This is a genomic window from Rhodococcus koreensis, from assembly GCF_900105905.1.
GTDB classification, from domain to species: Bacteria; Actinomycetota; Actinomycetes; order Mycobacteriales; family Mycobacteriaceae; genus Rhodococcus_F; species Rhodococcus_F koreensis.
Map to the genome: position 1 here is coordinate 2,295,705 of NZ_FNSV01000005.1, position 22,597 is coordinate 2,318,301.

Sequence of the window (22,597 nt, forward strand, 5' to 3'; positions counted from 1 at the left end):
AGGGACACATCATGATCGACATCGATCACTACGGACCGTGGGCCGTGATCGCAGGCGGCTCCGAGGGTGTCGGCGCGAGCTTCGCCGAGGAACTCGGCCGAGCGGGGATCAACCTCGTGCTGATCGCCCGCAAGCCCGGCCCCCTCGAGGAGACCGCCGCCAAGGTCCGCGCGCACGGCGTCCTGGTACGCACCCTCGCGCTCGATCTCCTCGACCCGGACGCCCTCGACCGGATCCGCACGGCCACCGACGACGTCGAGGTCGGGTTGCTGATCTTCAACGCCGGAGCCAACAGTTACGGGCACGAGTTCGTCAGCGGAGACCTCGCCGGCTTCCAGCGCGTCATCGACCTGAACATCACCTCTCAACTGCACCTGTCGCAGCATTTCGGCACGAGGATGAAGGACCGCGGCCGGGGCGGGATCGTGCTGGTCGGTTCGCTGGCCGGCTATCTGGGGTCGGAAGATCAGAGCATCTACGCCGCGTCGAAGGCGTTCGGCCGGATCTTCGCGGAAAGCCTCTGGCTCGAACTGGCGCCGTTCGGGGTTCACGTGGTCGAACTCGTTCTCGGCGTCACCCGCACGCCGGCGATGGTCCGGGCAGGCCTGAACTTCGATCTGCCGGGGATGAAGGTCGCCGAGCCCGAAGACGTGGCCCGGGAGGGTCTCGCGCACCTCGCCGACGGGCCGGTCTGGGTGGCGGGCGGCAACTACGACGCGGCGCAGACGCGCAGCGGGTTCCCCCGCGACGCACTCGTGCGCGGCGCGGCCGAGGGCATGCGGAAACTTCTGGGGCGCCGGTAGTCCGTGGGCGGTCAGAGGGTGGTGACGAGTCCGCCGTCGATCACGAAATCGGATCCCGTCACGTTGTCCGCCCGGTCGCTCGCGAGGAACACGACGAGATCCGCCACCTCGTCCGGGCGGGTGAACCGGCCCGTGACCGCCTGTTTGGCGACACTCTCCGCCACCGCCTCCGGTTCGCCGCCCGCGGCGCGCGCCACCGTGGCGGCAACCCCGTCGTCACCGAGCCACAGGGCGGTCGACACGGGACCGGGGCTGACAGTGTTCACCCGAATTCCCAAAGGTCCCACCTCTTTCGACAGAGCTTTCGAGAAGTTGGTGAGCGCGGCCTTGGACGCGCAGTAGTCGATGACGGTGGGATCGGGCAGGAAACTGTTGACCGAACTCGTGGTCACGATGCTCCCCCGGCCCGCGGCGATCATCGCGGGCAGCGCGGCCCGGATCGTCCGCACCGCCGACATCAGGTTGAGATTCATCGTCGTGATCCAGTCGTCGTCGGTCACGTCGAGGAAGCCCGTCAGTCTCGGGTGGGCGGCGCCGACGTTGTTGACGACGACGCCGAGACTGCCACGGGCAGCGGCGGCGGCAACGAGTTCGCCCGGGCCGGTGGGGGTCGACAGGTCGACGCTCACCGCCTCCACGTTTCCACTGCGGACGAGTTCTTCCAGTTCCGGGCCGGGCGAACGCGCCCCCGCCACCACGAAGGCACCTTCCGCGGCGAGTGCCCGGGTGATGGCGAGCCCGATACCCTTGCTGGCTCCGGTGACCACGGCGACGGTGCCGCGCAATGCGAGATCCATGGGGTTCCTCCTGACGACGGCGGAGCGTGCACGGACGAGCGGAATGTCCCCCTCCGCTCACGCTAGCCGAAATGATGCCGACCGCGCTGCGGGCGAGTAATCTCAGCGACGAAGGGCCAGGCCACGGCGTCGTCCGTCGTACGACACTGCTTCTCGTCGTACGACAGAGGTTGGCGCACAGCCCCCTTCGCCCCTGACCACTGTGTTCCGTCCTGACCCGGGAGACGAGTGATGCGACTTCTTCGACTTCGAACCGCCGTCGCCGCGTGCGCGATCGCCGCGGCCGGTACGCTCACCGTCGGGGCCGGACCGGCCGTCGCCCAGGATCTGCCGACGGTGGTGCTGGTCCACGGCGCGTTCGCCGACACGACCAGCTGGGACGCGGTGGCCGCGGACCTGCGTGGTCGCGGGTACGAAGTCGTCGTCCCGGACAACCCGCTGCGCGGACCGGCGTACGATTCCGCCGCCATCGAGAAGGTGCTCGCGGACATCCCGGGACCGGTGGTGCTCGTCGGTCACTCGTACGGCGGCGCCGTCATCACCAATGTGCACTCGCCGAACGTCGAGGCGCTCGTCTACGTGGCGGCATTCGCCCCGGCGCAGGGCGAGCCGGTGATGCTGAACCTCGACCCCATCCGCTTTCCCGGCAGCCAGCTGCTCCCGCCCGTGCTGCAGGTGAAGGTCGTCGAGAACGATCCCACCGGGATCGCGGGCAGGAACCTCGACGGCTACATCAACCCGGCCGACTTCCATCGGGTGTTCGCGCCGGACGTGTCCGACGCGACGGCCGCCGACATGCTCGCGCACCAGCGGTCGGCCGCGCTGGTGGCGAACCTCGAACCCAGCGGTGCGCCGTCGTGGGCGTCGACTCCCAGCTGGGCCATGGTCGCTCAGAACGATCAGGTGATTCCGGCGGCGTCCGAGCGGTTCATGGCCACCCGGGCGGGGGCGCAGATCACGGAGATTCCCGCGTCGCACGCCGTCCTGGTATCCCAGCCCGTCGCTGTCGCCGACCTCGTGGTGCAGGCAGACCAGGCGACGCCGTAACTGCACAGCCGTGAACGCGCCCGAAGAATCGGCATCGAACGGCAGGAGCCTCGCCCACCGCGTCCAGAAGATGGTCGGCCGCGATCCGGACGAGGAACACCGTGCGGCAACGCCGTTGGAGCTGCTGTTCGACCTGACGTTCGTCGTCGCGTTCGGTGTCGCGGGCAATCAATTCGCCCACCTCCTCGCCGAAGGACACGTCGGCGCCGGGCTGGCGGGTTTCTCGTTCGCGATGTTCTCGACCATCTGGGCCTGGATCAACTTCTCCTGGTTCGCCTCGGCCTACGACACCGACGACTGGATCTACCGCGTCACCACCATGATCCAGATGATCGGCGTCATCGTGATGGCGCTCGGCATGCCGCAGATGTTCGCATCCATCGACCGCGGAGTCGAACTCGACAACACCGTCATGGTGTCCGGGTACATCGTCATGCGCGTCGCCATGGTGTTCCAGTGGTTGCGCGCGGCCAGGCACGACCCCGACCACCGCTCGGCGTCGCTGACGTACGCCACGGCGCTCGTTTTCGCACAGATCGGCTGGGTGACGCTGGCGATCGCACCCCTCACCGTCGAGTACGCGTTCGGCCTCGGCGCCGTCCTCATCCTCGTCGAGATGAGCAGCCCCGTCATCGCCGAACGGTACAAGGGCGGAACACCCTGGCACGCACACCACATCGTCGAGCGTCACGGCCTGCTCGTGATCATCACGCTCGGCGAGGGTGTGATCGGCACGGTGGCCTCACTGTCCGCCGTCGTCGAACACCAGGGGTGGTCGCTCGATGCGATACTCGTCGCCGTCGCGGGCATCGGACTCACGTTCGGCCTGTGGTGGGTGTACTACACCCTGCCGTCGGCCGAGGTGCTCGCGGTGTATCGCCGCCGCTCGTTCGTCTGGGGGTACAGCCACATCGTGGTCTTCGCCGCGCTGGCCGCCGTGGGGGCCGGGTTGCACGTGGCGGCGTACTACATCGAACACGCCTCCCACATCGGCGCGACGGCGACGGTGCTCGCCGTCGCCGTCCCCGTCGCGATCTACCTCGCGGCCGTGTACCTGCTGTACACGTATCTGCTGCGGGTTCCCGACCCGTTCCACGTCCTACTCCTCGTCCTGACCGCGGCGACGATCGCGCTCGCCCTCGTGCTGGCGGCGCAGGGCGTGTCGATGGCGTGGTGCCTGATCGTGGTGATGCTGGCCCCGGTCGTCACCGTCGTCGGATACGAGTTGCTCGGGCACGCCCACGAGGCCCGGGCACTCGAGATCGCACTCGACGGCGCGGACGCCGCCGAGGACTAGGACCAGGGAGCGAACGCTACGACCAGGGCGTTTCCGGCCGCGGCCGGGCCACACCGTCGACGATCAGATCGAGCCGCTCGTCGAAGAACGCCACGAGTCCCCGGACTTCCGACGCGTCGACGAGGGGCTCGTCATATCGCCACGCGATGTCGTGGAGCACTCCGCCGGCGGTGACCGCGGACCGGTAGGCGGCCTTGCCCTTGTAGGCGCAGTACGTCGTCGTCGCACTCGGTTGCAGTTCCGCGACGACGTCTTCGGGCGGCAGGTAGTAGCGCACCGGAAGCAGTGTTTCGAACAGCATTTTCGCCCGCCGAGTGTCGGCGAGGAGGGTGTCGCCCAGCATCACCCGGATGTGGCGGGACGTGCGGCGAACATCGATGCGCTGGAACGGGTCGTGCGGATGGCCGACGATCTCGTCGTCCTCCTCCAGCCAGCGGTCGAAGCCGTCGAAGTCGAGAACCACGTAGCTGGACAGTTCGTCGTCGCCGGGCCGGAACCCCAGGGCGTACCGTGCTCCGTCGATGCGGATCGCGACGGGCTCGCCCTCCGCACTGTGCACCGAGAACGGTATCCGCGGATCGAGCACCGGCATCGTCGTCACGTCCGGCAGCGCGAAGCCGACGTCGCCGTCGGCCTGCACCGAACCCGGTGGCTCCGGCGACAACTCCGCGGCGATATCCTCCGCCGGCACCGCGTAGGTGGGAACGACGCGCCGCGGTTCCCAGACGAGGACCGCACGGTCACTGTCGACCACCGTGGTCCCGTTCAGCTCGGCACGGATCCGCTTCGCCGTCGGCTCGTAGCGAAGCTCGCGTAGCTGATGTCCGACGGTGTCGCGCAGTCGCAGGCCCATGAGTTCGAGACTAGGCCTCTTACCGGGCCAGGCCGAGGGACGCGATGAGGTCCTCGTGGAACTCGAACCAGACGCGGTGGCAGGAGTCGCGGTCGGTCGCGGTGATCCAGCCCGGATCCGTGCTCGACCGCCCGACGGCGTCGGCAAACCGCTGCTGGTAGCCGGCGAATCGGTCCGTGCCCGCAACCAGGCGCGTCTCGAAATCGGCCAGGGCGTCCGCCGCGATTCCCAGGCGGGTGGTGGTCTCGTCGAGGGTCACGATGGCCTCGCCGATACCCAGCTCGGCCAACTGCCAGGCGGTGCACGCGTCCGCGACGGCGACGTTGTGCGGCAGGAACTCCCGGTGGACCTGCACCACCACGGCACGGATCCCGCACCGGTCGAGGTCGGCGGCGAGCAGTCTTTCGCCGTGCGCCTTCCCGAGATCGGTCAGGGACCAGCCGCTGTCCTCGGCGAAGGGGGTGCGGGTGACCCACCCACGGGCCTGGGCATCGAGCAGGTGCTCGACGGTCGTCTCGACAGACAGGTCGAAACGGGCGGCGATGCGCGCGGTCTCGGCGTAGCCCAGGATCCGCACGGCGTGCAACACCAGAATGTCCGTCGGAGTGCGGTGCGGCATCAGATCCCCCCGGCGTTCGGAACAGCGACGTGCCCGTGCGTGCCGTCCACGCGGACCAGCAGGCCGCCGGTCAGGGTGGTCATGGCCATCGGCGCGGCCAGGACGGCAGGGATGCCGAACTCACGGGCCACGATCGCGGCGTGCGCCAGCACACCGCCGGTCTCGGTGACCACCGCGCACGCGAGGGCCAGCAGCGGGGTCCACGCCGGCGCGGTCGTTCGGCAGACCAGGACGTCGCCCGAGCGGAAACGGACGAAGTCGTCCAGGCCGCCGATGATCCGCGCAGGGCCGACGGCGGTTCCCGGGCTGGCTGCGACGCCCGTCAGCAGAGTGTCACCGTATCGCTCCGACGCGTCCGGCAGGGGGAGAATCGGCACAGCTCATGCCTCCGCGTCGCGGTCGCCGGCTCTGGCAAAGACCCGGTTCAGGCGCTGCTGGGCGGCCTGAGCCGTCCCCAGGCCGAGCGCCTCCGCGATCTGCGGCCAGGTCAGCCCACTGCTGCGGGCGGCGAACAGCAGACCGGCCTCGATCTGGTCGAGCTCGACCCGCGCCGAAGACAGCAGCCGTAGCCCTGCCGCGACCACAGCCGGGTCCGTGCCCTGCGCATCCCGGCCGGCCCACGCCGCGAACCTGACGAGGTCGGTGTCCGACCTCGGCTGCCCGGGATGCTCCCACGGACGCCGCTCGAGCCTCGCGGCACCGGCCTGGTTCAGCGTCGAGCGTGCCGAATCAAGCTCTGCCGCGTGTGTCTGGTCGTCGGTGGTCACCCGACCACTTCACGCCATCAACAGTCTGTTGTCAACAGACTGTTGATGGTCGTGTCGTCCGGTGAGGTCCCGGCACCCTCAGCGGGCGAGGATCCCGGCGACGAAATCCTGCGCGTCCTGCTGCGACGCCCCGATCGTCCCGCGATGGTCCGCACCCTCGTACGTCCGATACGTGAGTTCGTTCCCGTTGTCCTGCAACGTCTTCACCATCAGATCCGTCGACGGTTTGCTCACCACCAGGTCACCGGAACTCTGCGCGACCAGCGTCGGGACCTGCACGTGAACCCTCGACGGCTCCTGGCGGCCCAGGTACTCCGTCAGCGGCCCCAGGTCGGCGTCGGGGCGGAAGACCTGACCCGCAGGCACGGGCGGCACCTTCCGGATGTCGTCGATGCACCCGGTCCGCGCCGCCGTCAGCAGCGGTTGCGCCTGCTCCGTCAACAGCGCCGACGGGTCGATCGCGGGATCGGCGGCCTGCGCGCCGAGGAGGATCAGCGGGAGGAACGCCTCGGCCGCTTCGATACCCGGCACACCCGAGCGGAAGTACTGCGGCGTCTGGTCGAGCCCGTTGCCCGGGGCGATCGCCACCGCACCGCCGAGATGCAGTTCCGGGGCACGCTCCCCGGCCTGCGCGGCGGTGAACAGCGCCGCCTGCCCACCCTGGCTGTGCCCGATCACGAACCACGTCGAGCCGACCGCCGGATCCACGTCGCGGGCGGCGCGGACGATGTCCACGACGGCGTTCGCCTCCGTGTCACCGTTGATGTACGGATGGATTCCCGGCGTGCCCAGACCCTGGTAGTCCGTGCTCACCACCGCGTACCCCTTCGCCACCCAGTCGTCGAGGGACGCATTCACCCCGGAGAGATAACTGTGGGCGGGGCCGCCCGCGAAATCCGCGGACGGGGCGCAGGCGTCCGCGACGCCCGTGGTGCCGTGCGCCCAGCTGATCACCGGATACCCACCCTCGGGCGCCGGCGTGCGGGGAATCGACACGGTGCCCGACACCACGACGGGGTCGCCGTTGCCGTCCTGCGACGCGTAGGTGATCACCTCGTTCCGTCCGGCGCTCGGCAGCGCGGGACCATCGTCCACGGAGCGGGCCGACAGGAGTTGACCCGGCCGGGGCGACGTGTCGTTGACCGTCTCGGATGCCGCACTGGAACAGGCACTTCCGCCGAGGAGGACGAGTGCGGCCACCGCGCCGATGCGGGCGCGCGAGACCGTCATGAGAACGCCGCCAGCGGCTCGGAACCCGACCAGTCGTGGCCCCAGTAACTGTCCGCGGTGATCTCCTCGGCGGTGTAGTGCGCCTCGTCGACCAACATGCCCTCCGTGCCGAATTCGAGGTCCCAGCCGCCGGGGGCGCGCACGTAGAACGACACCATGCGGTCGTTGGTGTGACGGCCGAGGGTCGACGAGATGGAGAAGCCGAGCTTGCCGAGCCGGTCGAGTGCCTGGCCGACGGCGTCGAGGGAGTCGACCTCCGTCATCAGGTGCACCATCCCGGGTTCGCCGCTGTGCGGCGCGGGGCACAACGCGAGGCTGTGATGGCGCTGGTTGACGCCCATGAACCGCACGCGGCGGGCCGGTCCCTGGGCGTCGGCCGGTCCGAGCCGGATCGCGCCGCGGGGCAGGAACCCCAGCACCTCGGTGTAGAACGTGTAGGCCTCCTCGAACGCCGGCGTCGGGAGGACCACGTGGCCCAGCCCCTGTGCGCCGGTGACGAAGCGGCCCCCGTGCGGGGTGACGACGGGACTGTGGTCGAGCACGGGCCCGAAGAACACCTCCACCCGGGTGCCGGACGGATCGTCGAACGCGATCACCTGCTCGGCGTCGCGGTAGCGCGACTCCTCCTCGGACAGGACGTCGACCGTGACGCCCGACTTCTCCACCTGCTCCCGCACTCGCTGGAGGGCGAACTGGTCGCGCACCTCCCAGCCCACGGCGAGCGCCTTGTCCGTGTCGCCGGGCAGGACGATCAGCCGCGACCGTCGCTCGTCGACGCGCAGGTACAGGCCGCCGGGCTCGGGGCCGGAACCGACGGCCATGCCCAGCCCCTCCACCACCAGCTCCTGCCAGCGTGGCACGTCCTTCGTCTGGATCCGCAGGTAGCCGAGCCCTCGAATGTCGGTCATGTGAAGTCCTTTCCTGGAGGCGGCTCCGCCACCCGTGCGCCTTTCTGGTAGCTGGAGCGACCAAAAAGGCGCACGGGCGCGAAGCGCCTAGATCATCGAGCGGTGGATGCCCTGGGGTTCGCCGCCGAGCTGGGTGAGGGCCGAGGAGTGGAAGATCGAGCCCGGCACGTGGATGGCGTGGGACAGGCCGGCGTGGGCGTCCCGCCAGAAACGCTGCATGGGCGTCTTCAGTTGGAGCGCACCGCCGCCGGAGCGCGCGAAGATCTCGTCGACGGCGCGCACCGCCCGCCAGGCGGCGGCCGTCTGGGTGCGCCGACCGATGGAGCGGAGTTCGAACGAGATGTCCTGCCCCTTCTCGGTCATGTCCCAGAACCGGTCGACCGTCTCCAGGATCGCCGCGCGGGACGCCGCGATCTCCGCGGCCGCCTCGCCGATCGCGAACAGCACGTAGGGGTCGTCCTTGATCGGGGTCCCGGAGACGGTGACGCGTTCGCGTTGCGCGTTCAGGTGGCAGGCCAGCGCGCCCTCGGCGATGCCGATGAGCGAGGACGTGATGCCGAGCGGGAAGATGCACGAGAACGGGAAGTTGTAGAGCGTCTGGGTGCGGCCGAACTCTTTCGGCGCGGACCCGTCGAAGACCTTGTCGGCCTGCAGTGTCCGGTGCTGCGGGATGAATGCGTCCTTGACGATCAGGTCCTTGGATCCGGTGCCGCGCAGTCCGACGACGTTCCAGCTGTCCTGGTCGATGTCGTAGTCCGAGCGTGGAAGCAGCACATGCAGGATCTTGGGTGGCATCACCCGGTTGCCGTCTCGGTCGCCGACCGCGGCGCCGATCATGACCCACCCGCAGTGGTCGGTGCCCGAGGAGAACGACCACCGTCCGTTGAGGACGTAGCCGCCGTCGACGGGCACGGCCACCCCCATCGGGGCGTACGGCGACGCCATCCACATGTCGGAGTCCTCGCCCCACACCTCGTCCTGCGCGGTGCGGTCGAAGAACGCCAGTTCCCACGGGTGGACGCCGACGATGCCGCTGACCCAGCCCGCGGCTCCGTCGATGGCGCCGATGCCCATCGCGGTCTCCGCGAACTCGCGCGGATGCGATTCGTAGCCGCCGTATTCCTTGGGTTGCAGCATCCGCATCACCCCGGAGTCGCGCAACCGTTTCGCGGACGTGTCCGACAGGCGCATCAGCTTGTCGCCCTCGGTGCCTTCCGCGCGGATCTCGTCCGCGTACTGTTCGATCCTGTCAAGAACCTGGCCCATGATGATCTCGGCTTTCTGGTGTCGGTACCCGGCGGAACGCCTAGGCGGACTTCTTCTCGGCGACTGCAGGTTCCGCGGACTGCCGGTCCGCGAGGCCGAGGGCGATTTCGATCAGCTGGTCTTCCTGACCGCCGACCAGCTCGCGCCTGCCGGCCTCGATGAGGATTTCCGCACCGGACACGCCGTACCGGCGGGCGTGGGAGTCGGCGTGCTTGAGGAAGCTGGAGTACACGCCCGCGTAACCCATGGTCAGCGACAGCCGGTCGAGCAGGCAGTCGCCGTCCATGATCGGCCGGACGACGTCCTCGGCGGCGTCGATGATCTTCAGAGTGTCGATGCCGGTGCGGATTCCGAGTTTCTCGGTGACGGCGGCGAACGCCTCGACCGGGGTATTGCCCGCGCCGGCGCCGAAGCGCCGGGTGGAGCCGTCGATCTGCAAGGCGCCCGCCTCGACGGCGAGCACCGAGTTGGCGACACCGAGGCCGAGGTTCTCGTGGCCGTGGAATCCAACCTGTGCGTCGTCGCCGAGTTCGGCCACCAGGGCGGACACGCGGTCGCTGACGGCGTTCAGGATCAGCGCCCCGGCCGAGTCCACCACGTAGACGCACTGGCAGCCGGCATCCGCCATGATCCGCGCCTGCTGCGCGAGAACCTCCGGCGGCCGGCTGTGAGACATCATCAAGAACCCGACCGTCTCCAGCCCGAGTTCGCGGGCGAGCCCGAAGTGCTGCACGGAGATGTCGGCTTCGGTGCAGTGCGTGGCGATGCGGCAGATGCTCGCGCCGTTGTCCGCGGCCTCCCGAATGTCGGACTGGACACCCAGTCCGGGGAGCATGAGGAACGCGATCCTGGCACGCGTTGCCGTCTCCACCGCGGCCTTGATCAGTTCCTGTTCCGGGGTGTGGCTGAATCCGTAGTTGAACGAGGAACCGCCGAGTCCGTCGCCGTGGGTGACCTCGATGACCGGAACGCCGGCGGCGTCGAGCGCCCCGACGATGGAGCGGACGTGGTCGACGGTGAACTGGTGTCGCTTGGCGTGGGAGCCGTCGCGCAGCGACGAGTCCGTCACCCGGATGTCGAGATCGGCACTGTAAGGCATCGGTATTCCTTCGAAGAGTGAATGTGGGGCGGACGCGCTCAGACGCTCGCGCCGAGGATCTGCGTCGCGAAGCTCTCGCCGACCTTGGTGGCGGCGGCGGTCATGATGTCGAGGTTGCCGGAATAGGGCGGCAGGAAGTCGCCGGCGCCTTCGACCTCGAGGAAGATGCCGACGCGGGCGAGTCCTCCGCTGATCGGCGTCGGATCGTCGAATTGCGGTTCGGCGCGCAGACGGTAGCCGGGGACGTACGCCTGCACGGACGCCGCGACGTCGTGGATGGACGCGGTGATGGCGCCGCGGTCGGCGTCGGCGGGGATGGAGCAGAACACGGTGTCCTTCATGAACATCGGCGGCTCGGCCGGGTTCAGGATGATGATCGCCTTACCCTTCTTCGCCCCGCCGATCGTCTCGATGCCCCGGCTCGTGGTGATCGTGAACTCGTCGATGTTCGCGCGGGTACCCGGGCCCGCGGACGGCGAGGCCACGCTGGCGACGATCTCGGCGTACGCGACGTCGGTGATCCGGGAGACGGCATGGACCATGGGGATGGTCGCCTGGCCGCCGCACGTGATGAGGTTGACGTTCGGTGCGGTGCGGTGCTCGCCCATGTTCACGGCGGGCACGACCGCGGGTCCGAGCGCGGCGGGGGTGAGGTCGACCGCCTGGATGCCGAGTTCCCGGTAGCGGGGGGCGTTCGCCCGGTGCACGTAGGCGGAGGTGGCCTCGAAGACGATGTCGGGGCGCTCGTCCTGGGCGAGCAGCCAGTCGACGCCCTCGGCGCTGGCGATCACACCCCGGTCAGCGGCGCGCTTCAGTCCCTCGCTGTCGGGGTCGACGCCGATCATCCAGCGGGGCTCGATGATTTCCGAGCGGAGGAGTTTGTACATCAGGTCGGTGCCGATGTTGCCGGATCCGACGATCGCGGCGAGAGCCTTGGTCACAATTGTCGCCTTACTTGAATTCTACTGATACGGAGCCGATGTCACTGAAGTCAGCGCGGAACACGTCGCCGGGGCGGGCGTCGATCGCGCGGGTGCACGAACCGGGCAGGATCACGTGCCCGGCCTCGAGCCGCACCCCGAAGCTCGCGACCTTCCGCGCCAGCCAGGCCACGGCCTTCGTGGGATTGCCGAGCACCGCCGACGCTTCCCCCCGCGCGATCTCCTCCTCGCCCTGGAACAGCACCGCGGAGATCGCGCCGATGTCGACGTTCGCCGGTTCCACCCGTCCGGCTCCGAGGATCACGCCGGCCGAGGACGCGTTGTCGGCGATCGTGTCGGCGAGCCCGATCTTCCAGTCCGTGATGCGGGAGTCGATCAGTTCGATACTGGGAACGATGTATTCGGTGGCCGCGAGCACGTCGGTCTCGGTGCACCCCTCCCCCGGCAGGGTCTCGCCGAGGACGTATCCGATCTCCACCTCGATGCGCGGGTAGCAGAACCGCGCGGTGTCGATCGGCGTCCCCTCGGCGTACACCATGCTCGACAGCAGATGTCCGTAGTCGGGCTCGTCGACGCCCATCATCTTCTGCATGACCTCGGAGGACAGTCCGACCTTGTGGCCGTACACCGTCTCCCCCGCCGCCAGCCGTGCCCGGATGTTCAGCAGCGCGATCTCGTAGGCGTCGACGACGTCGATGCCCGGGAACACGGTGGTCAGCGGATCGATGGGTGCGCGGTTCCGTTCGGCGTTCCGCAGGAGGTGGGCGGCGGACAGTCGTTGCGCGTCGCTCAGCATCACGCCACCTCCCCCGCACGTGAGTGCTGTCGTGTGTTCCGGGACTCTTTGCCACTCACGTGGGCGGCGTGCTGCGCGGCGATGTAGCCGAACACCATGGCGGGACCGATGGTCGCGCCCGCGCCGGCGTATTCGTTGCCCATCACCGACGCCGACGTGTTGCCGGTGGCGTACAGGCCGTCGATGACGGTCCCGTCCTCGCGGAGCACCCGGGCGTCGGCGTCGGTGACGAGTCCGCCCTTCGTGCCCAGGTCGCCTGCCTCGCAGCGGATCGCGTAAAACGGGCCCTGGACGATCTCGTCGAGGCACGGGTTCTTCATCGTCGGGTCGCCGTAGTACCGGTCGTACGCGCTGTCGCCGCGGCCGAAGTCCTCGTCGGTGCCGCTGCGGGCGAAGCCGTTGAAGCGATCGACGGTCGCGACGAGGGTGTCTGCTTTGACGCCGATCTTCTCGGCGAGGTCACGCAGCGTGTCCGCCTTGTGCACGACACCGGAGTCGTAGAACCCCTGAGGGAACGGCACACCCGGCAGCACCTGCGCGAACGGGTACCGCGACTTCGCCTTGTTGTCCATGACGAACCACGCCGGGACATGGCCGCCGTCGAGTTGGTCGTGCACGAAGTTCACGTACGGCGACGACTCGTTGGTGAAGCGTTCGCCGCGTCCGTTCACGATGACGGACGGCGGAATGCACCGCTCCGACACGAGCGGGATCACGGCACCCATCGGGTGCAGCACCGACGGCATCCACCAGGCGTCGTCCATGAGGTCGACTGCCGCACCGAGCTTCTGGCCGGCGACGATGCCGTCGCCGGTGTTCTCCCGGGCGCCGGCGCTGACGTCCGGAACGCCGTGCCGGGGCAGGTACTTGGCCCGCATGTCCTGGTTGTGGTCGAACCCGCCGGTCGCGAGCAGCACGCCGCGGCGGGCGCCGATCCGGACCGTCTGTCCGTCGCGCTCGGCGAGCACACCCACGACCGCTCCGGTGCCGTCGACGATCAGTTCCGTCATCGACGTCTTCAGCCACAGCGGCACCCCGGCGTCCTTGAGGACCATCCGCATCCGCGCGACCAGTGCGCGTCCGCCGGTCGCCATGTGGCGTCGCCGGACCACGTTGGACGCCACCCGCCACGCCGCCACCAGCGACGCCTTGCGGCCCTTCCACGTGCGCTTGACCATGGCGAGGTCGTGGTAATCCTTCGAGGTGACCCACAGGCCCAGCGGACCCTTCATGCTGTTGGGACGCTGGAACTGCTCGTCCTCCTTCAGCGCCCGGGTGTCGAACGGGATGCATTCGATGGTGCGCCCGAGCGGCCGCCCGCCCTCGTATTCCGGGTGGTAGTCGGAGTAGCCCTTCACCCAGTACAGCTCCATGTGCGGGCTGCGGTCGAGCAGATCCATCAGCTCGGGACCCTTGTCGACGAACGCGTCGAGGCGGTCGGCGGCGACGGTGCCCTCGGTGATGATGTCGAGGTAGCGGCGGATCGACTCGCGGGAGTCGACGACACCCTTCGCGCGCAGCGTCGGGGCGTTGGGTATCCAGATGCCGCCGCCGGAGATGGCGGTGGATCCGCCGAACGTCGCGCCCTTGTCGATGACGAGGGTGTCGATCCCGCGGTGGGCCGCGGTGATCGCCGCGGCCATGCCGCCGCCACCGCTGCCGACGACGAGGAAATCGACTGTGGTATCGAAGGTTTCTGCGGTGCCGCTCATCGTCCGCTGCCGTCCTTGCGGAGGAGGAAGGCGAGGACGGCGCTCTCGAACGCCGTCTTCTGCTCGATCATCGCCCAGTGCCCGCAGTTCGGGAACACGTGCAGTTCCGCCCGCGGGATCGACCGCATCGGGATGATCGCCATGTCCAGCGGGCTGACCCGGTCGTCGCGGCCCCAGGTGAGCAGCGTCGGCGCCGTCACCTTGTGCAGCTGGGCCCAGTACGGGGTGGCATCGGACGCGAGTGCCGCCTTGGCGCCTGCCTCGAACGCGGCCTTGCTGTACATCTTGCGGGCGCTGGCGAGGGTCTCGGGGTCGGTGGCCTGCGTCCAGCGTTCCTCGATCAGTTCCTCGGTGACCATGGCGGGGTCGAACACCATCGAGTGCAGCCACGCGATCAGTCGTTCCCGGGTGGGTTCGTCCGTGAACTCCATCAGGAGGTTGATGCCCTCACCGGGACCGGGGCTGAAGAGGTTCCTGCCGATGCCGCCGATGGTGATCAACTTGGCGACGCGGTCGGGGTGTGCGATGGCGAACTGGGTGGCGACGATGCCGCCCATCGAGTTTCCGAGCATCGCCACCTCGTCGAGTCCGAGACCATCGAGGAAGCGGAGCACCGCGTCGCCCGCGGTGAGCATCGGGTGGCCGCCGAAATCGTCGCTGACCCCGAATCCCGGGAACTCCAGGATGAAGGTGCGGAAGTGCTCGGCGAAGACGCCGAGGTTGCCGCGGAAGTTGCGCCACCCCGTCACGCCGGGGCCGGAACCGTGCAGCAGCAGAAGAGGCGGACCGTCGCCGGCCTCGTGGTAGCGAAGCACGCCGAGGTCGGTCTTCAGCTCCTTCAGGGTGCCCTCGTAACTCGAGTCAGTCGTCATGGTCGATCACGTTGCCAGCGTGGTCCCGGCTCGGACAGGAGCGATCCCGGTCAGCGAGACACCGCACGGCTCGGGCACGGTCCGGGCGGGGACTTCCACTGACCGAGACGGCATCTCGTGACGCTTCGGGGGCGTCTCTAGCCTCGGGGTCGATCGCCGAATCGGTCGGCGACGGAAGAGCAATCGGAGGCGGTCTGATGGCAACCGAACCGGCCGGCAACAAGCCCGCGGCACACCCGGACGCACCGTCACCGGTCGAGATGCGCCGTGCCCTGGGGCAATTCGCGAGCGGTGTGACGGTGGTGACGGGGCTCGACGCGGAGGGCCCGGTCGGTTTCACGTGCCAGTCGTTCGCGTCGGTGTCGCTGGAGCCGCCACTGATCCTGTTCTGTGCCGATCACCGCGGCCGGGCATGGCCGCGCATCCGGCGGTCGGGGCGGTTCACGATCAACGTGCTGCGCGAAGATCAGACGGACCTCTGCGCGCGGTTCGGTTCGAGCCGGGGTGCCAAGTTCGACGGGCTCGTCTGGGAGCCGTCGGGGTGGTCGACGCCGTCGCTGCCGGGGGTCCTCTTGCGCGTGCATGCCGACGTGCAGTCGGTGCACACCGCCGGCGACCACGACGTCGTGATCGGACGCGTCCGGGAACTCGAATCGGTCTGCGAGGAGCGTCCGATGGTGTTCTTCCGGGGCGGTTTCGGCCTCGACGCCGCCCCGCTGCCCGTGCGCGCGTAACGAGTCCGGAGACTCGTCACGCGCGCACGGGCGCTACAGCCATTGCCCCGACTGCACCGCGAGGAGCTGGTCGAGGGTCTCGGTCGACCACGAGCTGTCCGGGATCTCCGGAGTCCGGCGGCCGCGGCGGGGCGTTCCCAGTTCGGGGTGCAGCGTCCGCGTGACTTCCCGGGCGGCGTCGACGACGAGCGGGGCGACGCGCTCGAGTTGGACGGTGCGCGCGTCTCCGCACAGCGAGATGCCGGCGACCGGTCCGTCGGCGCTGCGGACCGCGACACCGACGCACCCGATTCCGCGCACCGCCTCCCCGCGCTCGAAGGCGAGACCGCGACGTTGCCGGATCCGGTTGAGCTCCTGGTGCAGCGTGGACAGTTCGGTGATCGTGCGGTCCGTGCTGCGGCTGAGCCGCGGCCCGTACATGCCGTCCACCTGCTCCGGGTCGACCCACGCGAGCATCGCCTTGCCGCCCGCCGTCGTGTAGGCGGGCACGCGCCCACCCACGCGGGACGGCAGGGTCGCGGCCATCCGACCGCCCACCTTGTCCAGGTACACGCTCTCCGCGCCGTCCAGCACGGCCAGGTGCACGACCATCCCGGTCTGCATGTGCAGTTCGTGCAGCAGCGGGGCCGCCGCGGCCCGGACCTGGCTGTGCCCGTTGTCGCCGCCGCCGAGTCCCATCGCCCGCCGCCCGAGGCAGTAGCCGAAGCTGGCGTGGTCGACCCAGTCGAGACGGACGAGCTGGTCGAGGATGCGGTGCACGGTGGACCGCGGCAGCCGGGTGCGGCACGCCACCTCTTCGAGCGTCAGGCGCGACGTCCGGCCGTCGAACGCGTCGAGGATGAGCGTCATCCGTTCCACCATCGACGGCGGCAGATCCTTCTTCGCAGCGGGTACCGACAGTGCATCATCCAAATCGACGACAGTCATCGACGCCTCCAAATATCCTGGTCACACGCATACGTCCGACAAAAACTGAAATGAATTCTTAAAATGTACCAGCCGCGCCCGCCCCGGGGAAGGAATCGGACAACCGCCGCGCCCGGTCACCGGGAATCTCCGCGCACCCCGCGGGGTACCTCCACTACAACGGTGACGACAGACGACCCCGAGAGCGGAGTTACGAACTGATGCACATAGGAATCGCGCCGCCCATCGTCATCGCGCACCCCGCGGTCCGCGCGGACTGGGAACTCGGCGCCGGCATCGCGGAGCTCACCGCGATCGCCCGCACGGCCGACCGCCTCGGCTACCACCACCTCACCTGCAGCGAGCATGTCGCCGTCCCCACCGACGTCGCAGTGGAACGCGGCGGCACCTACTGGGACCCGCTCGCGACCCTCGGGTTCCTCGCCGCACAGACCACCGGCATCCGCCTGGCCACGCAGGTTCTGGTGCTCGGCTATCACCACCCCCTCGAGATTGCCAAGCGCTACGGCACGCTCGACGTCGTCAGCGGCGGCCGGCTCGTGCTCGGCCTGGGCGTGGGCAGCCTGCGCGAGGAATTCGACCTGCTCGGCGCCCACTTCGACGACCGCGGCGCCCGCGCCGACGACGCGCTCGCGGCGCTGCGCGCGTCCCTGTCGCAACCGAGGCCCGAGTACCACGGCCCGTTCTACGACTTCGACGGCGTCGTCGTCGAACCGCACGCCGTCCAGCCGCGAGTCCCGCTGTGGATCGGGGGACGCACACTGCGGTCCCTGCGCCGCGCGACGACGCTCGGCGACGGCTGGGTGCCGTTCGGTCTGTCACTCGACGAGTTGTGCGCGCTGCTCGCCCGGGTCGACCTTCCCGAGAAATTCGAGGTGGTCCTCAGCGCAGGCGCACCGCTCGATCCGATCGGCTCACGGGGCGCCGTGGCCCGCTCCCTCGAACGACGTCGCGAGGCCGGCACCACCGTCGTCAGCGCCACCCTCGCGTCCACGAGCGCAGCCCACTACTGCGAGCAACTGGAGGCCCTCCGGCAGCTGGGCGACACCCTCGGCCTCTCCTTCCGCACCACGACCGAAGACAGGATCCGCCCATGACCGGCACCGAAGAACTCGTCCGCACACTCGCCGAACGCGTCACCGCCCTCGAGGACAAGCTCGCCATCCTCGAGCTGATGACCGCCTACGGCCCCGCCATCGACAGCGGCTCGGCCGACGCCGTCGCGCGTCTGTGGACCGAGGACGGCGTGTACGACGTCGACACCGGGGTGATGCGCGGGCATGCGGCCATCACGGCGATGGTGCAGTCGCAGGCACATCAGGGCTGGATCGGCGGCGGCTGCGCGCACATGCTCGAGCCCGGGCACGTGCGCGTCGACGGCGATACCGCGGTGGCCACATGCAAGTCGCAGTTGATCATTCACGACGACGCCGGGTTCCGGGTCCACCGGATCACCGCAAACCGGTGGGAGCTCGCCAAGATCGACGGCGAGTGGAAGGTGACCCGCCGCGTCAATCGGCTTCTCGACGGTCGCGAGGAGGCCCGCACCCTGCTGGCCGCGGGGGTGCGCGACTGAGCACGGCTTCGGCTGCACCGAAACGAGGCCCGCAGGTGCTGCGGGCCTCGTCCTGGTGCGGCGGGCGACGGTCAGGCGACCAACTCCGACGTGGGTGCGGCCGCGTCGGCCGGGCGCTCGATCTTGTTGCGGGTGAGGAGAAGTCCCATCACCGCGGCCAGCAGTCCGGCGACCGCCAGCGTGAAGAAGGCGTAGACGAATCCCTTCTCCGAGTACTGGGCGGCGCGGCCCACCAGCACGACGCCGGGGATCGCGACGATGGCGATCATCATCTGGCTGCCGATCGCACTGCCCAGCGAGCCCGACAGGTTCAGCATCCCACCGGCGATCCCCTGCGTCTGCGCGGGCACGGTGCGCATGATGAGATTCGGCAACGTCGCCGACGCGGAACCGAGCCCGAGGCCGATCACCAACTGCCCGAACATCATCTGGACGGTCGAGTCGTGCAGGGTGGCGAGCAGGACCGACCCGAGCGACAGGGAAGCGCCGCCGAACACCAGAACCGGCGCGGGGCCGATGCGCCGGGTGAAGTAGCCGCCCACCGGGCCCGCGATCATCGACACGACACCCGTCGGAACGGTGTAGATTGCGACGGCGAGGGCGGTGACGCCGAATCCGTAGCCGAGACCGAGGTCGGGGTCGGTCATCACGAACATCGGGATGAGCATCGAATGGCTGACCAGGACGAACTGCACGAAACCGCTGGCGGCCAGCGTCTTCGCGACGGGTCCGTGCCTGAGCATCTGCAGGTCGACGAGCGGCTCCTTCGGCGTGCGTTCGTAGACCAGCCAACCGGCGAGAACGGCGAGACCGCCACCCACGCAGAGAAGCGTCTGAGGCGCCGTGTACCCCCACGTGGCGGCCTTGCCGATGCCGAACAGCAGCACGAAGGCGCCGAGACCGAGAATCACCGCACCGAGCACATCGAGTTTCGACCGGGTGCGCAGGGTGGTCTCGGGCACGAAGATCGCGACCGCGATGCCGACGACCACCACGTGGGCAAGTTGCGCCCAGAACACGCCGGTGTAGCCGAAGTGGTCGATGAGATAGCCGCCGATGATCGGGCCGAGGATGGTGCTGGCGCCCATGCCCGTGGCGACAAATCCCACCGCCACGGGAATGATCGACGGCGGCAGGATGTCGCGGATCAGCCCGTAGGCGAGCACGAGGATCGCCATGCCCGCGCCCTGGAGGCCGCGGCCCACGAGGAACAGTTCGAAGGTGGGGGCCAGCGCTCCGAGGAGTGATCCGGCGCCGAATACCGCGGCCGACACGAGCATCATCCGCTTCTTGCCGTAGATGTCGCCGAGTTTGCCGACGAGCGGAGTCGAGGCGGCGAGCACGAGCGTGACGATCGTGATCACCCAGCCGACGTTCGCGGTGCCGAAGTGTTTCGCGATCTCCGGCAGCGCCGGGGTGACGAAGTTGTAGGCGAGCGGGATGACCTCGACCAGAAGGATGATCAGGGCCAGGAGGGCGAACGACTTCCCGCGTGAGAGCGGTGCGCGCTCCGCCTCACCTGGGGACAGGGGCATGTTATGCATATGTGGCTCCGGGGGATTCGAGTGGATCAGCACGCCCAACCTGGCATGACGCACAGTGACGCCGACCACAGTTCCCACTCACCGAGACCTACCCGCGGCCGGTGCCCGGTGACGCGAAACGACACGAATAGTAGAAAACATTCCTGCACGATATTGCGACCATCTAGTGACTGATCAGTAGTTCATGCGATACAACTAGAATGAAATCTAATTTTCTCTTCGCGGATCAGGAGTTCCCATGACGGAATCACTCAGCCTTACCGGACGCACCGCCGTCGTCACCGGCGCCGGCGCAGGCCTCGGCCGGGCCGAAGCCCTCGCACTCGCGGCCGCCGGAGCCGCGGTCGTCGTCAACGACATGGGCGACGGCGCACACGAGGTCGCCTCGCAGATCACCGCGGCCGGCGGCCGGGCCGTCGCCGTCACCGGCGACGTCTCCGACTGGGCGCTCGGCGCGCGCCTCGTCGACGAGGCCGTCAGCGCGTTCGGATCGATGGACATCCTCGTCAACAACGCCGGAATCCTGCGCGACAAGATGATTTTCAACCTCTCCGAATCCGACTGGGACGACGTCATCCGCGTCCACCTGAAGGGGCACGCCGCCACGTCGCGCGCCGCGGCCGTGCACTGGCGCGAGGCGAGCAAGGCCGCCGGCGGCCCGGTGTACGGGCGGGTCGTCAACACGTCGTCGGAGGCGTTCCTGTTCGGGTCCGCGGGACAGCCCAACTACTCGGCCGCGAAGGCCGGGATCACCGCGCTCACCCTGTCGACGGCGCAGGGCCTGTCCCGCTACGGGGTTCGGGCCAACGCGATCTGCCCGCGCGCCAGGACGGCCATGACCGCCGACGCGTTCGGCGAGAACCCGGGCGACACGGGCCTCGACCCCCTGTCCCCCGAACGTGTCGCCACCCTCGTCCACTACCTGGCCTCCCCCGCCGCCGACGCGATCACCGGGCAGGTGTTCGTCGTCTACGGCAAGATGGTCGCGCTCATGGAGGCACCGAAGGTCGAGAACCGCTTCGACGCAGCGGGTTCCGCGTTCTCACCCGAGGAGCTCGACGGCCTCCTCACACCGTATTTCGCCGGTCGCGGACCGTACGAGAACTACGCGGCGTTCAGCGTCGCCGAACTGGAGAAGGTTGCGCTGGCGACCGGCGTCCTCGCCGGTGCCTGAGCCGCGATCGCAGAAGGAGCACACGTTGAGGCTGCACGGAAAGACAGCGATCGTGACCGGCGGCGCCGGCGGCATCGGACGGGCCGTCACGACGGTGTTCGTCCGCGAGGGCGCCAACGTCCTGTTCGTCGACATCGACGAAAAACGCGGTCGGGAACTCGAGCAGAAACTCGGAGCGGCCGCCCGTTTCCTGAACGCCGACATCTCCCGGCGCGAGTCCGCCGAGCAGATCCGCGACGCCGCGGTCGCAGCGTTCGGATCGGTGGACGTGCTGGTCAACAACGCCCACGCCTCGCGTCAGGCGTTGCTGATCGACCACACCCAGGAGATGTTCGACCTCTCGTTCCGCACCGGGTTCTATCCGGTGGTGCACCTGATGCAGGCCTGCTACGAGCAGTTGAAGGCGGCGAACGGTTCGGTGATCAACTTCGCGTCCGGGTCCGGACTCGACGGGATGCCCACCCAGACGTCGTACGCCGCCGCGAAGGAAGCGATTCGCGGGGTGAGCCGGGTGGCGGCCAACGAATGGGCGGCCGATCAGATCCGGGTCAACGTGATCTGCCCGTTCGCCGCGACCGAGGGCGTCCTCGCCTGGCAGGAACAATTCCCCGACCGCGCCGCCGCGTCCGTCGCGAAGGTTCCGCTGCAGCGCATCGGCGACCCCGAGACCGACATCGCACCCGTGGCGGTGTTCCTCGCGTCCGACGATTCCCGATACATGACCGGCCAGACACTGATGGCGGACGGCGGCAGCATCAAGCTGCGCTGATCCGCCCGGACAGGAGAACGACGATGAACGACTTCCAGGGCCGAGTCGCCCTGATCACCGGCGGCGCGCGCGGCCAGGGACGCAGCCACGCGGTGGCACTGGCGGAACGCGGGGCAGACATCGTGCTGTGCGACCGCTGCGAGGACAGCCCGGCGGTGAACTACCCCCTGGCCACCGCCGCCGACCTCGACGAGACCGCCGAACTGGTGCGCGCCACCGGCCGCCGGTGCCTCACCGCCAAGGCGGACACCGCCGACCGGGCCGCGATGGACGCACTCGTCGCGGAGGCGGAGTCCGAGTTCGGGCGGATCGATATCGCGGTCGCGAATGCCGGCGTCTCCGTGGCCGCCCCCGTGCAGTCGCTCACGCAGGAACAGTGGTCGGAGGCGATCGGTTCCAACCTCACCGGCGTCTTCAACACGGTGGGGGCGGTGGCACCCGGCATGATCCGGCGGGGATACGGCCGGATCGTCACCATCTCGTCGATGCTGGGCCGCGCAGGCAGCACCAACATGGCGGCGTACGCGGCGTCGAAGTGGGGCGTCATCGGGCTCACCAAGAGCGCTGCGCTCGATCTCGCCCCGCACGGCATCACCGTGAATGCGATTGCACCGGGCAATATCTCGACACCGATGATCCACAACGACGCCCTCTACCGGATGATGCGTCCCGACCTGGAGGCACCCGCCGCCGAGGATGTGGAACCGGTGTTCCGCAGCCTGCACGCCCAGCCCGTGGCGTGGCTGGACGCCGCCGAGATCACCCGCGTCGTGCTGTTCCTCGGCGCCGAGGGCAGCGCGCACATCAGCGGCATCGTCCTGCCCGTCGACGCGGGTACTGCCGCCCGCGGCCTGTGAGTACTTATC

At 69.0% G+C, this 22,597-nt stretch carries 24 protein-coding genes; 9 read left to right on the forward strand and 15 right to left on the reverse strand.

All coding sequences use genetic code 11. The annotated features are described in order from the left end of the window. Window positions 1–11 precede the first annotated feature (11 nt). Entirely contained in the window at window positions 12–803 is a 792-nt protein-coding gene (locus BLV94_RS15355) for an SDR family NAD(P)-dependent oxidoreductase (RefSeq protein WP_072940818.1), read from the forward strand. A gap of 11 nt (window positions 804–814) precedes the next feature. Here the strand turns inward: BLV94_RS15355 and BLV94_RS15360 are convergent, their stop codons facing one another. After that, window positions 815–1,600 carry an SDR family NAD(P)-dependent oxidoreductase gene (locus tag BLV94_RS15360; protein ID WP_072940821.1) on the reverse strand — a complete coding sequence of 262 codons (786 nt, stop codon included), beginning with the start codon at window positions 1,598–1,600 and terminating at the stop codon, window positions 815–817. 231 nt (window positions 1,601–1,831) lie between these two features. Here BLV94_RS15360 and BLV94_RS15365 point away from each other — a divergent pair, with 231 nt between their 5' ends. Further along, window positions 1,832–2,647 carry an alpha/beta fold hydrolase gene (locus tag BLV94_RS15365; protein ID WP_072940823.1) on the forward strand — a complete coding sequence of 272 codons (816 nt, stop codon included), beginning with the start codon at window positions 1,832–1,834 and terminating at the stop codon, window positions 2,645–2,647. A gap of 70 nt (window positions 2,648–2,717) precedes the next feature. Next, a complete protein-coding gene (locus tag BLV94_RS15370; RefSeq protein WP_072941192.1) occupies window positions 2,718–3,944 on the forward strand; it encodes a low temperature requirement protein A in 1,227 nt (408 codons plus the stop codon). A gap of 16 nt (window positions 3,945–3,960) precedes the next feature. On the opposite strand, the gene BLV94_RS15375 is transcribed toward BLV94_RS15370, so the two are convergent. From BLV94_RS15375 to BLV94_RS15430, 12 genes are all read right to left on the reverse strand, one after another. Continuing rightward, window positions 3,961–4,797, reverse strand: a complete 837-nt coding sequence (locus tag BLV94_RS15375; protein WP_072940825.1) for a DUF427 domain-containing protein — start codon at window positions 4,795–4,797, stop codon at window positions 3,961–3,963. A gap of 19 nt (window positions 4,798–4,816) precedes the next feature. Beyond that, window positions 4,817–5,416: a helix-turn-helix domain-containing protein gene (locus tag BLV94_RS15380; RefSeq protein WP_072940827.1), complete on the reverse strand. Its 600-nt coding sequence runs from the start codon at window positions 5,414–5,416 to the stop codon at window positions 4,817–4,819. Then, window positions 5,416–5,793, reverse strand: coding sequence for a PEP-utilizing enzyme (locus BLV94_RS15385; protein WP_083395581.1), 378 nt, complete (start codon window positions 5,791–5,793; stop codon window positions 5,416–5,418). Before BLV94_RS15385 ends, BLV94_RS15380 begins: the two co-directional genes overlap by 1 nt. A 3-nt stretch (window positions 5,794–5,796) precedes the next feature. After that, on the reverse strand, window positions 5,797–6,183 hold the full coding sequence (locus BLV94_RS15390; protein ID WP_072940830.1) for a hypothetical protein: 387 nt from the start codon (window positions 6,181–6,183) through the stop codon (window positions 5,797–5,799). Window positions 6,184–6,261: 78 nt separating this feature from the next. Continuing rightward, window positions 6,262–7,413: an alpha/beta hydrolase family protein gene (locus BLV94_RS15395; RefSeq protein ID WP_072940833.1), complete on the reverse strand. Its 1,152-nt coding sequence runs from the start codon at window positions 7,411–7,413 to the stop codon at window positions 6,262–6,264. Further along, window positions 7,410–8,321: a biphenyl-2,3-diol 1,2-dioxygenase gene (gene bphC, locus BLV94_RS15400; RefSeq protein WP_072940835.1), complete on the reverse strand. Its 912-nt coding sequence runs from the start codon at window positions 8,319–8,321 to the stop codon at window positions 7,410–7,412. Before bphC ends, BLV94_RS15395 begins: the two co-directional genes overlap by 4 nt. Before the next feature lie 87 nt (window positions 8,322–8,408). Further along, window positions 8,409–9,587, reverse strand: a complete 1,179-nt coding sequence (locus tag BLV94_RS15405) for an acyl-CoA dehydrogenase family protein (protein ID WP_072940838.1) — start codon at window positions 9,585–9,587, stop codon at window positions 8,409–8,411. 40 nt (window positions 9,588–9,627) lie between these two features. Continuing rightward, on the reverse strand, window positions 9,628–10,686 hold the full coding sequence (gene dmpG, locus BLV94_RS15410; RefSeq protein WP_072940841.1) for a 4-hydroxy-2-oxovalerate aldolase: 1,059 nt from the start codon (window positions 10,684–10,686) through the stop codon (window positions 9,628–9,630). A gap of 38 nt (window positions 10,687–10,724) precedes the next feature. Continuing rightward, complete coding sequence (locus BLV94_RS15415; RefSeq protein WP_208613740.1) at window positions 10,725–11,630, reverse strand: acetaldehyde dehydrogenase (acetylating); 906 nt, start codon at window positions 11,628–11,630, stop codon at window positions 10,725–10,727. A gap of 7 nt (window positions 11,631–11,637) precedes the next feature. Next, window positions 11,638–12,423, reverse strand: a complete 786-nt coding sequence (locus BLV94_RS15420) for a 2-keto-4-pentenoate hydratase (RefSeq protein WP_072940846.1) — start codon at window positions 12,421–12,423, stop codon at window positions 11,638–11,640. Next, entirely contained in the window at window positions 12,423–14,135 is a 1,713-nt protein-coding gene (locus BLV94_RS15425; RefSeq protein ID WP_072940849.1) for an FAD-binding protein, read from the reverse strand. Before BLV94_RS15425 ends, BLV94_RS15420 begins: the two co-directional genes overlap by 1 nt. Continuing rightward, window positions 14,132–15,007, reverse strand: a complete 876-nt coding sequence (locus BLV94_RS15430) for an alpha/beta fold hydrolase (RefSeq protein WP_072940852.1) — start codon at window positions 15,005–15,007, stop codon at window positions 14,132–14,134. Before BLV94_RS15430 ends, BLV94_RS15425 begins: the two co-directional genes overlap by 4 nt. A gap of 197 nt (window positions 15,008–15,204) precedes the next feature. Here BLV94_RS15430 and BLV94_RS15435 point away from each other — a divergent pair, with 197 nt between their 5' ends. After that, entirely contained in the window at window positions 15,205–15,741 is a 537-nt protein-coding gene (locus tag BLV94_RS15435) for a flavin reductase family protein (RefSeq protein ID WP_072940854.1), read from the forward strand. Between the two features lie 33 nt (window positions 15,742–15,774). Here the strand turns inward: BLV94_RS15435 and BLV94_RS15440 are convergent, their stop codons facing one another. After that, window positions 15,775–16,668, reverse strand: coding sequence for an IclR family transcriptional regulator (locus BLV94_RS15440; protein WP_072940857.1), 894 nt, complete (start codon window positions 16,666–16,668; stop codon window positions 15,775–15,777). 200 nt (window positions 16,669–16,868) lie between these two features. On the opposite strand from BLV94_RS15440, the gene BLV94_RS15445 reads away from it, so the two are divergent. Both BLV94_RS15445 and BLV94_RS15450 read left to right on the forward strand, forming a co-directional pair. Beyond that, window positions 16,869–17,765 (forward strand): TIGR03619 family F420-dependent LLM class oxidoreductase, encoded by an 897-nt coding sequence (locus BLV94_RS15445; protein WP_072940859.1) that lies wholly within the window; start codon window positions 16,869–16,871, stop codon window positions 17,763–17,765. Continuing rightward, window positions 17,762–18,244 carry a nuclear transport factor 2 family protein gene (locus BLV94_RS15450; RefSeq protein WP_072940861.1) on the forward strand — a complete coding sequence of 161 codons (483 nt, stop codon included), beginning with the start codon at window positions 17,762–17,764 and terminating at the stop codon, window positions 18,242–18,244. Before BLV94_RS15445 ends, BLV94_RS15450 begins: the two co-directional genes overlap by 4 nt. A gap of 71 nt (window positions 18,245–18,315) precedes the next feature. On the opposite strand, the gene BLV94_RS15455 is transcribed toward BLV94_RS15450, so the two are convergent. Next, complete coding sequence (locus BLV94_RS15455; protein WP_072940864.1) at window positions 18,316–19,779, reverse strand: MFS transporter; 1,464 nt, start codon at window positions 19,777–19,779, stop codon at window positions 18,316–18,318. A 247-nt stretch (window positions 19,780–20,026) separates the two neighbouring features. Here BLV94_RS15455 and BLV94_RS15460 point away from each other — a divergent pair, with 247 nt between their 5' ends. The 3 genes from BLV94_RS15460 to BLV94_RS15470 are packed head-to-tail and all read left to right on the forward strand — an operon-like array spanning window position 20,027 to window position 22,588. Then, window positions 20,027–20,962, forward strand: a complete 936-nt coding sequence (locus BLV94_RS15460) for a 3-oxoacyl-ACP reductase (RefSeq protein ID WP_072940866.1) — start codon at window positions 20,027–20,029, stop codon at window positions 20,960–20,962. A gap of 25 nt (window positions 20,963–20,987) precedes the next feature. After that, complete coding sequence (locus tag BLV94_RS15465) at window positions 20,988–21,731, forward strand: SDR family NAD(P)-dependent oxidoreductase (protein ID WP_072941198.1); 744 nt, start codon at window positions 20,988–20,990, stop codon at window positions 21,729–21,731. A 23-nt stretch (window positions 21,732–21,754) separates the two neighbouring features. Next, a complete protein-coding gene (locus BLV94_RS15470; protein WP_072940868.1) occupies window positions 21,755–22,588 on the forward strand; it encodes a mycofactocin-coupled SDR family oxidoreductase in 834 nt (277 codons plus the stop codon). Window positions 22,589–22,597: the final 9 nt, after the last annotated feature.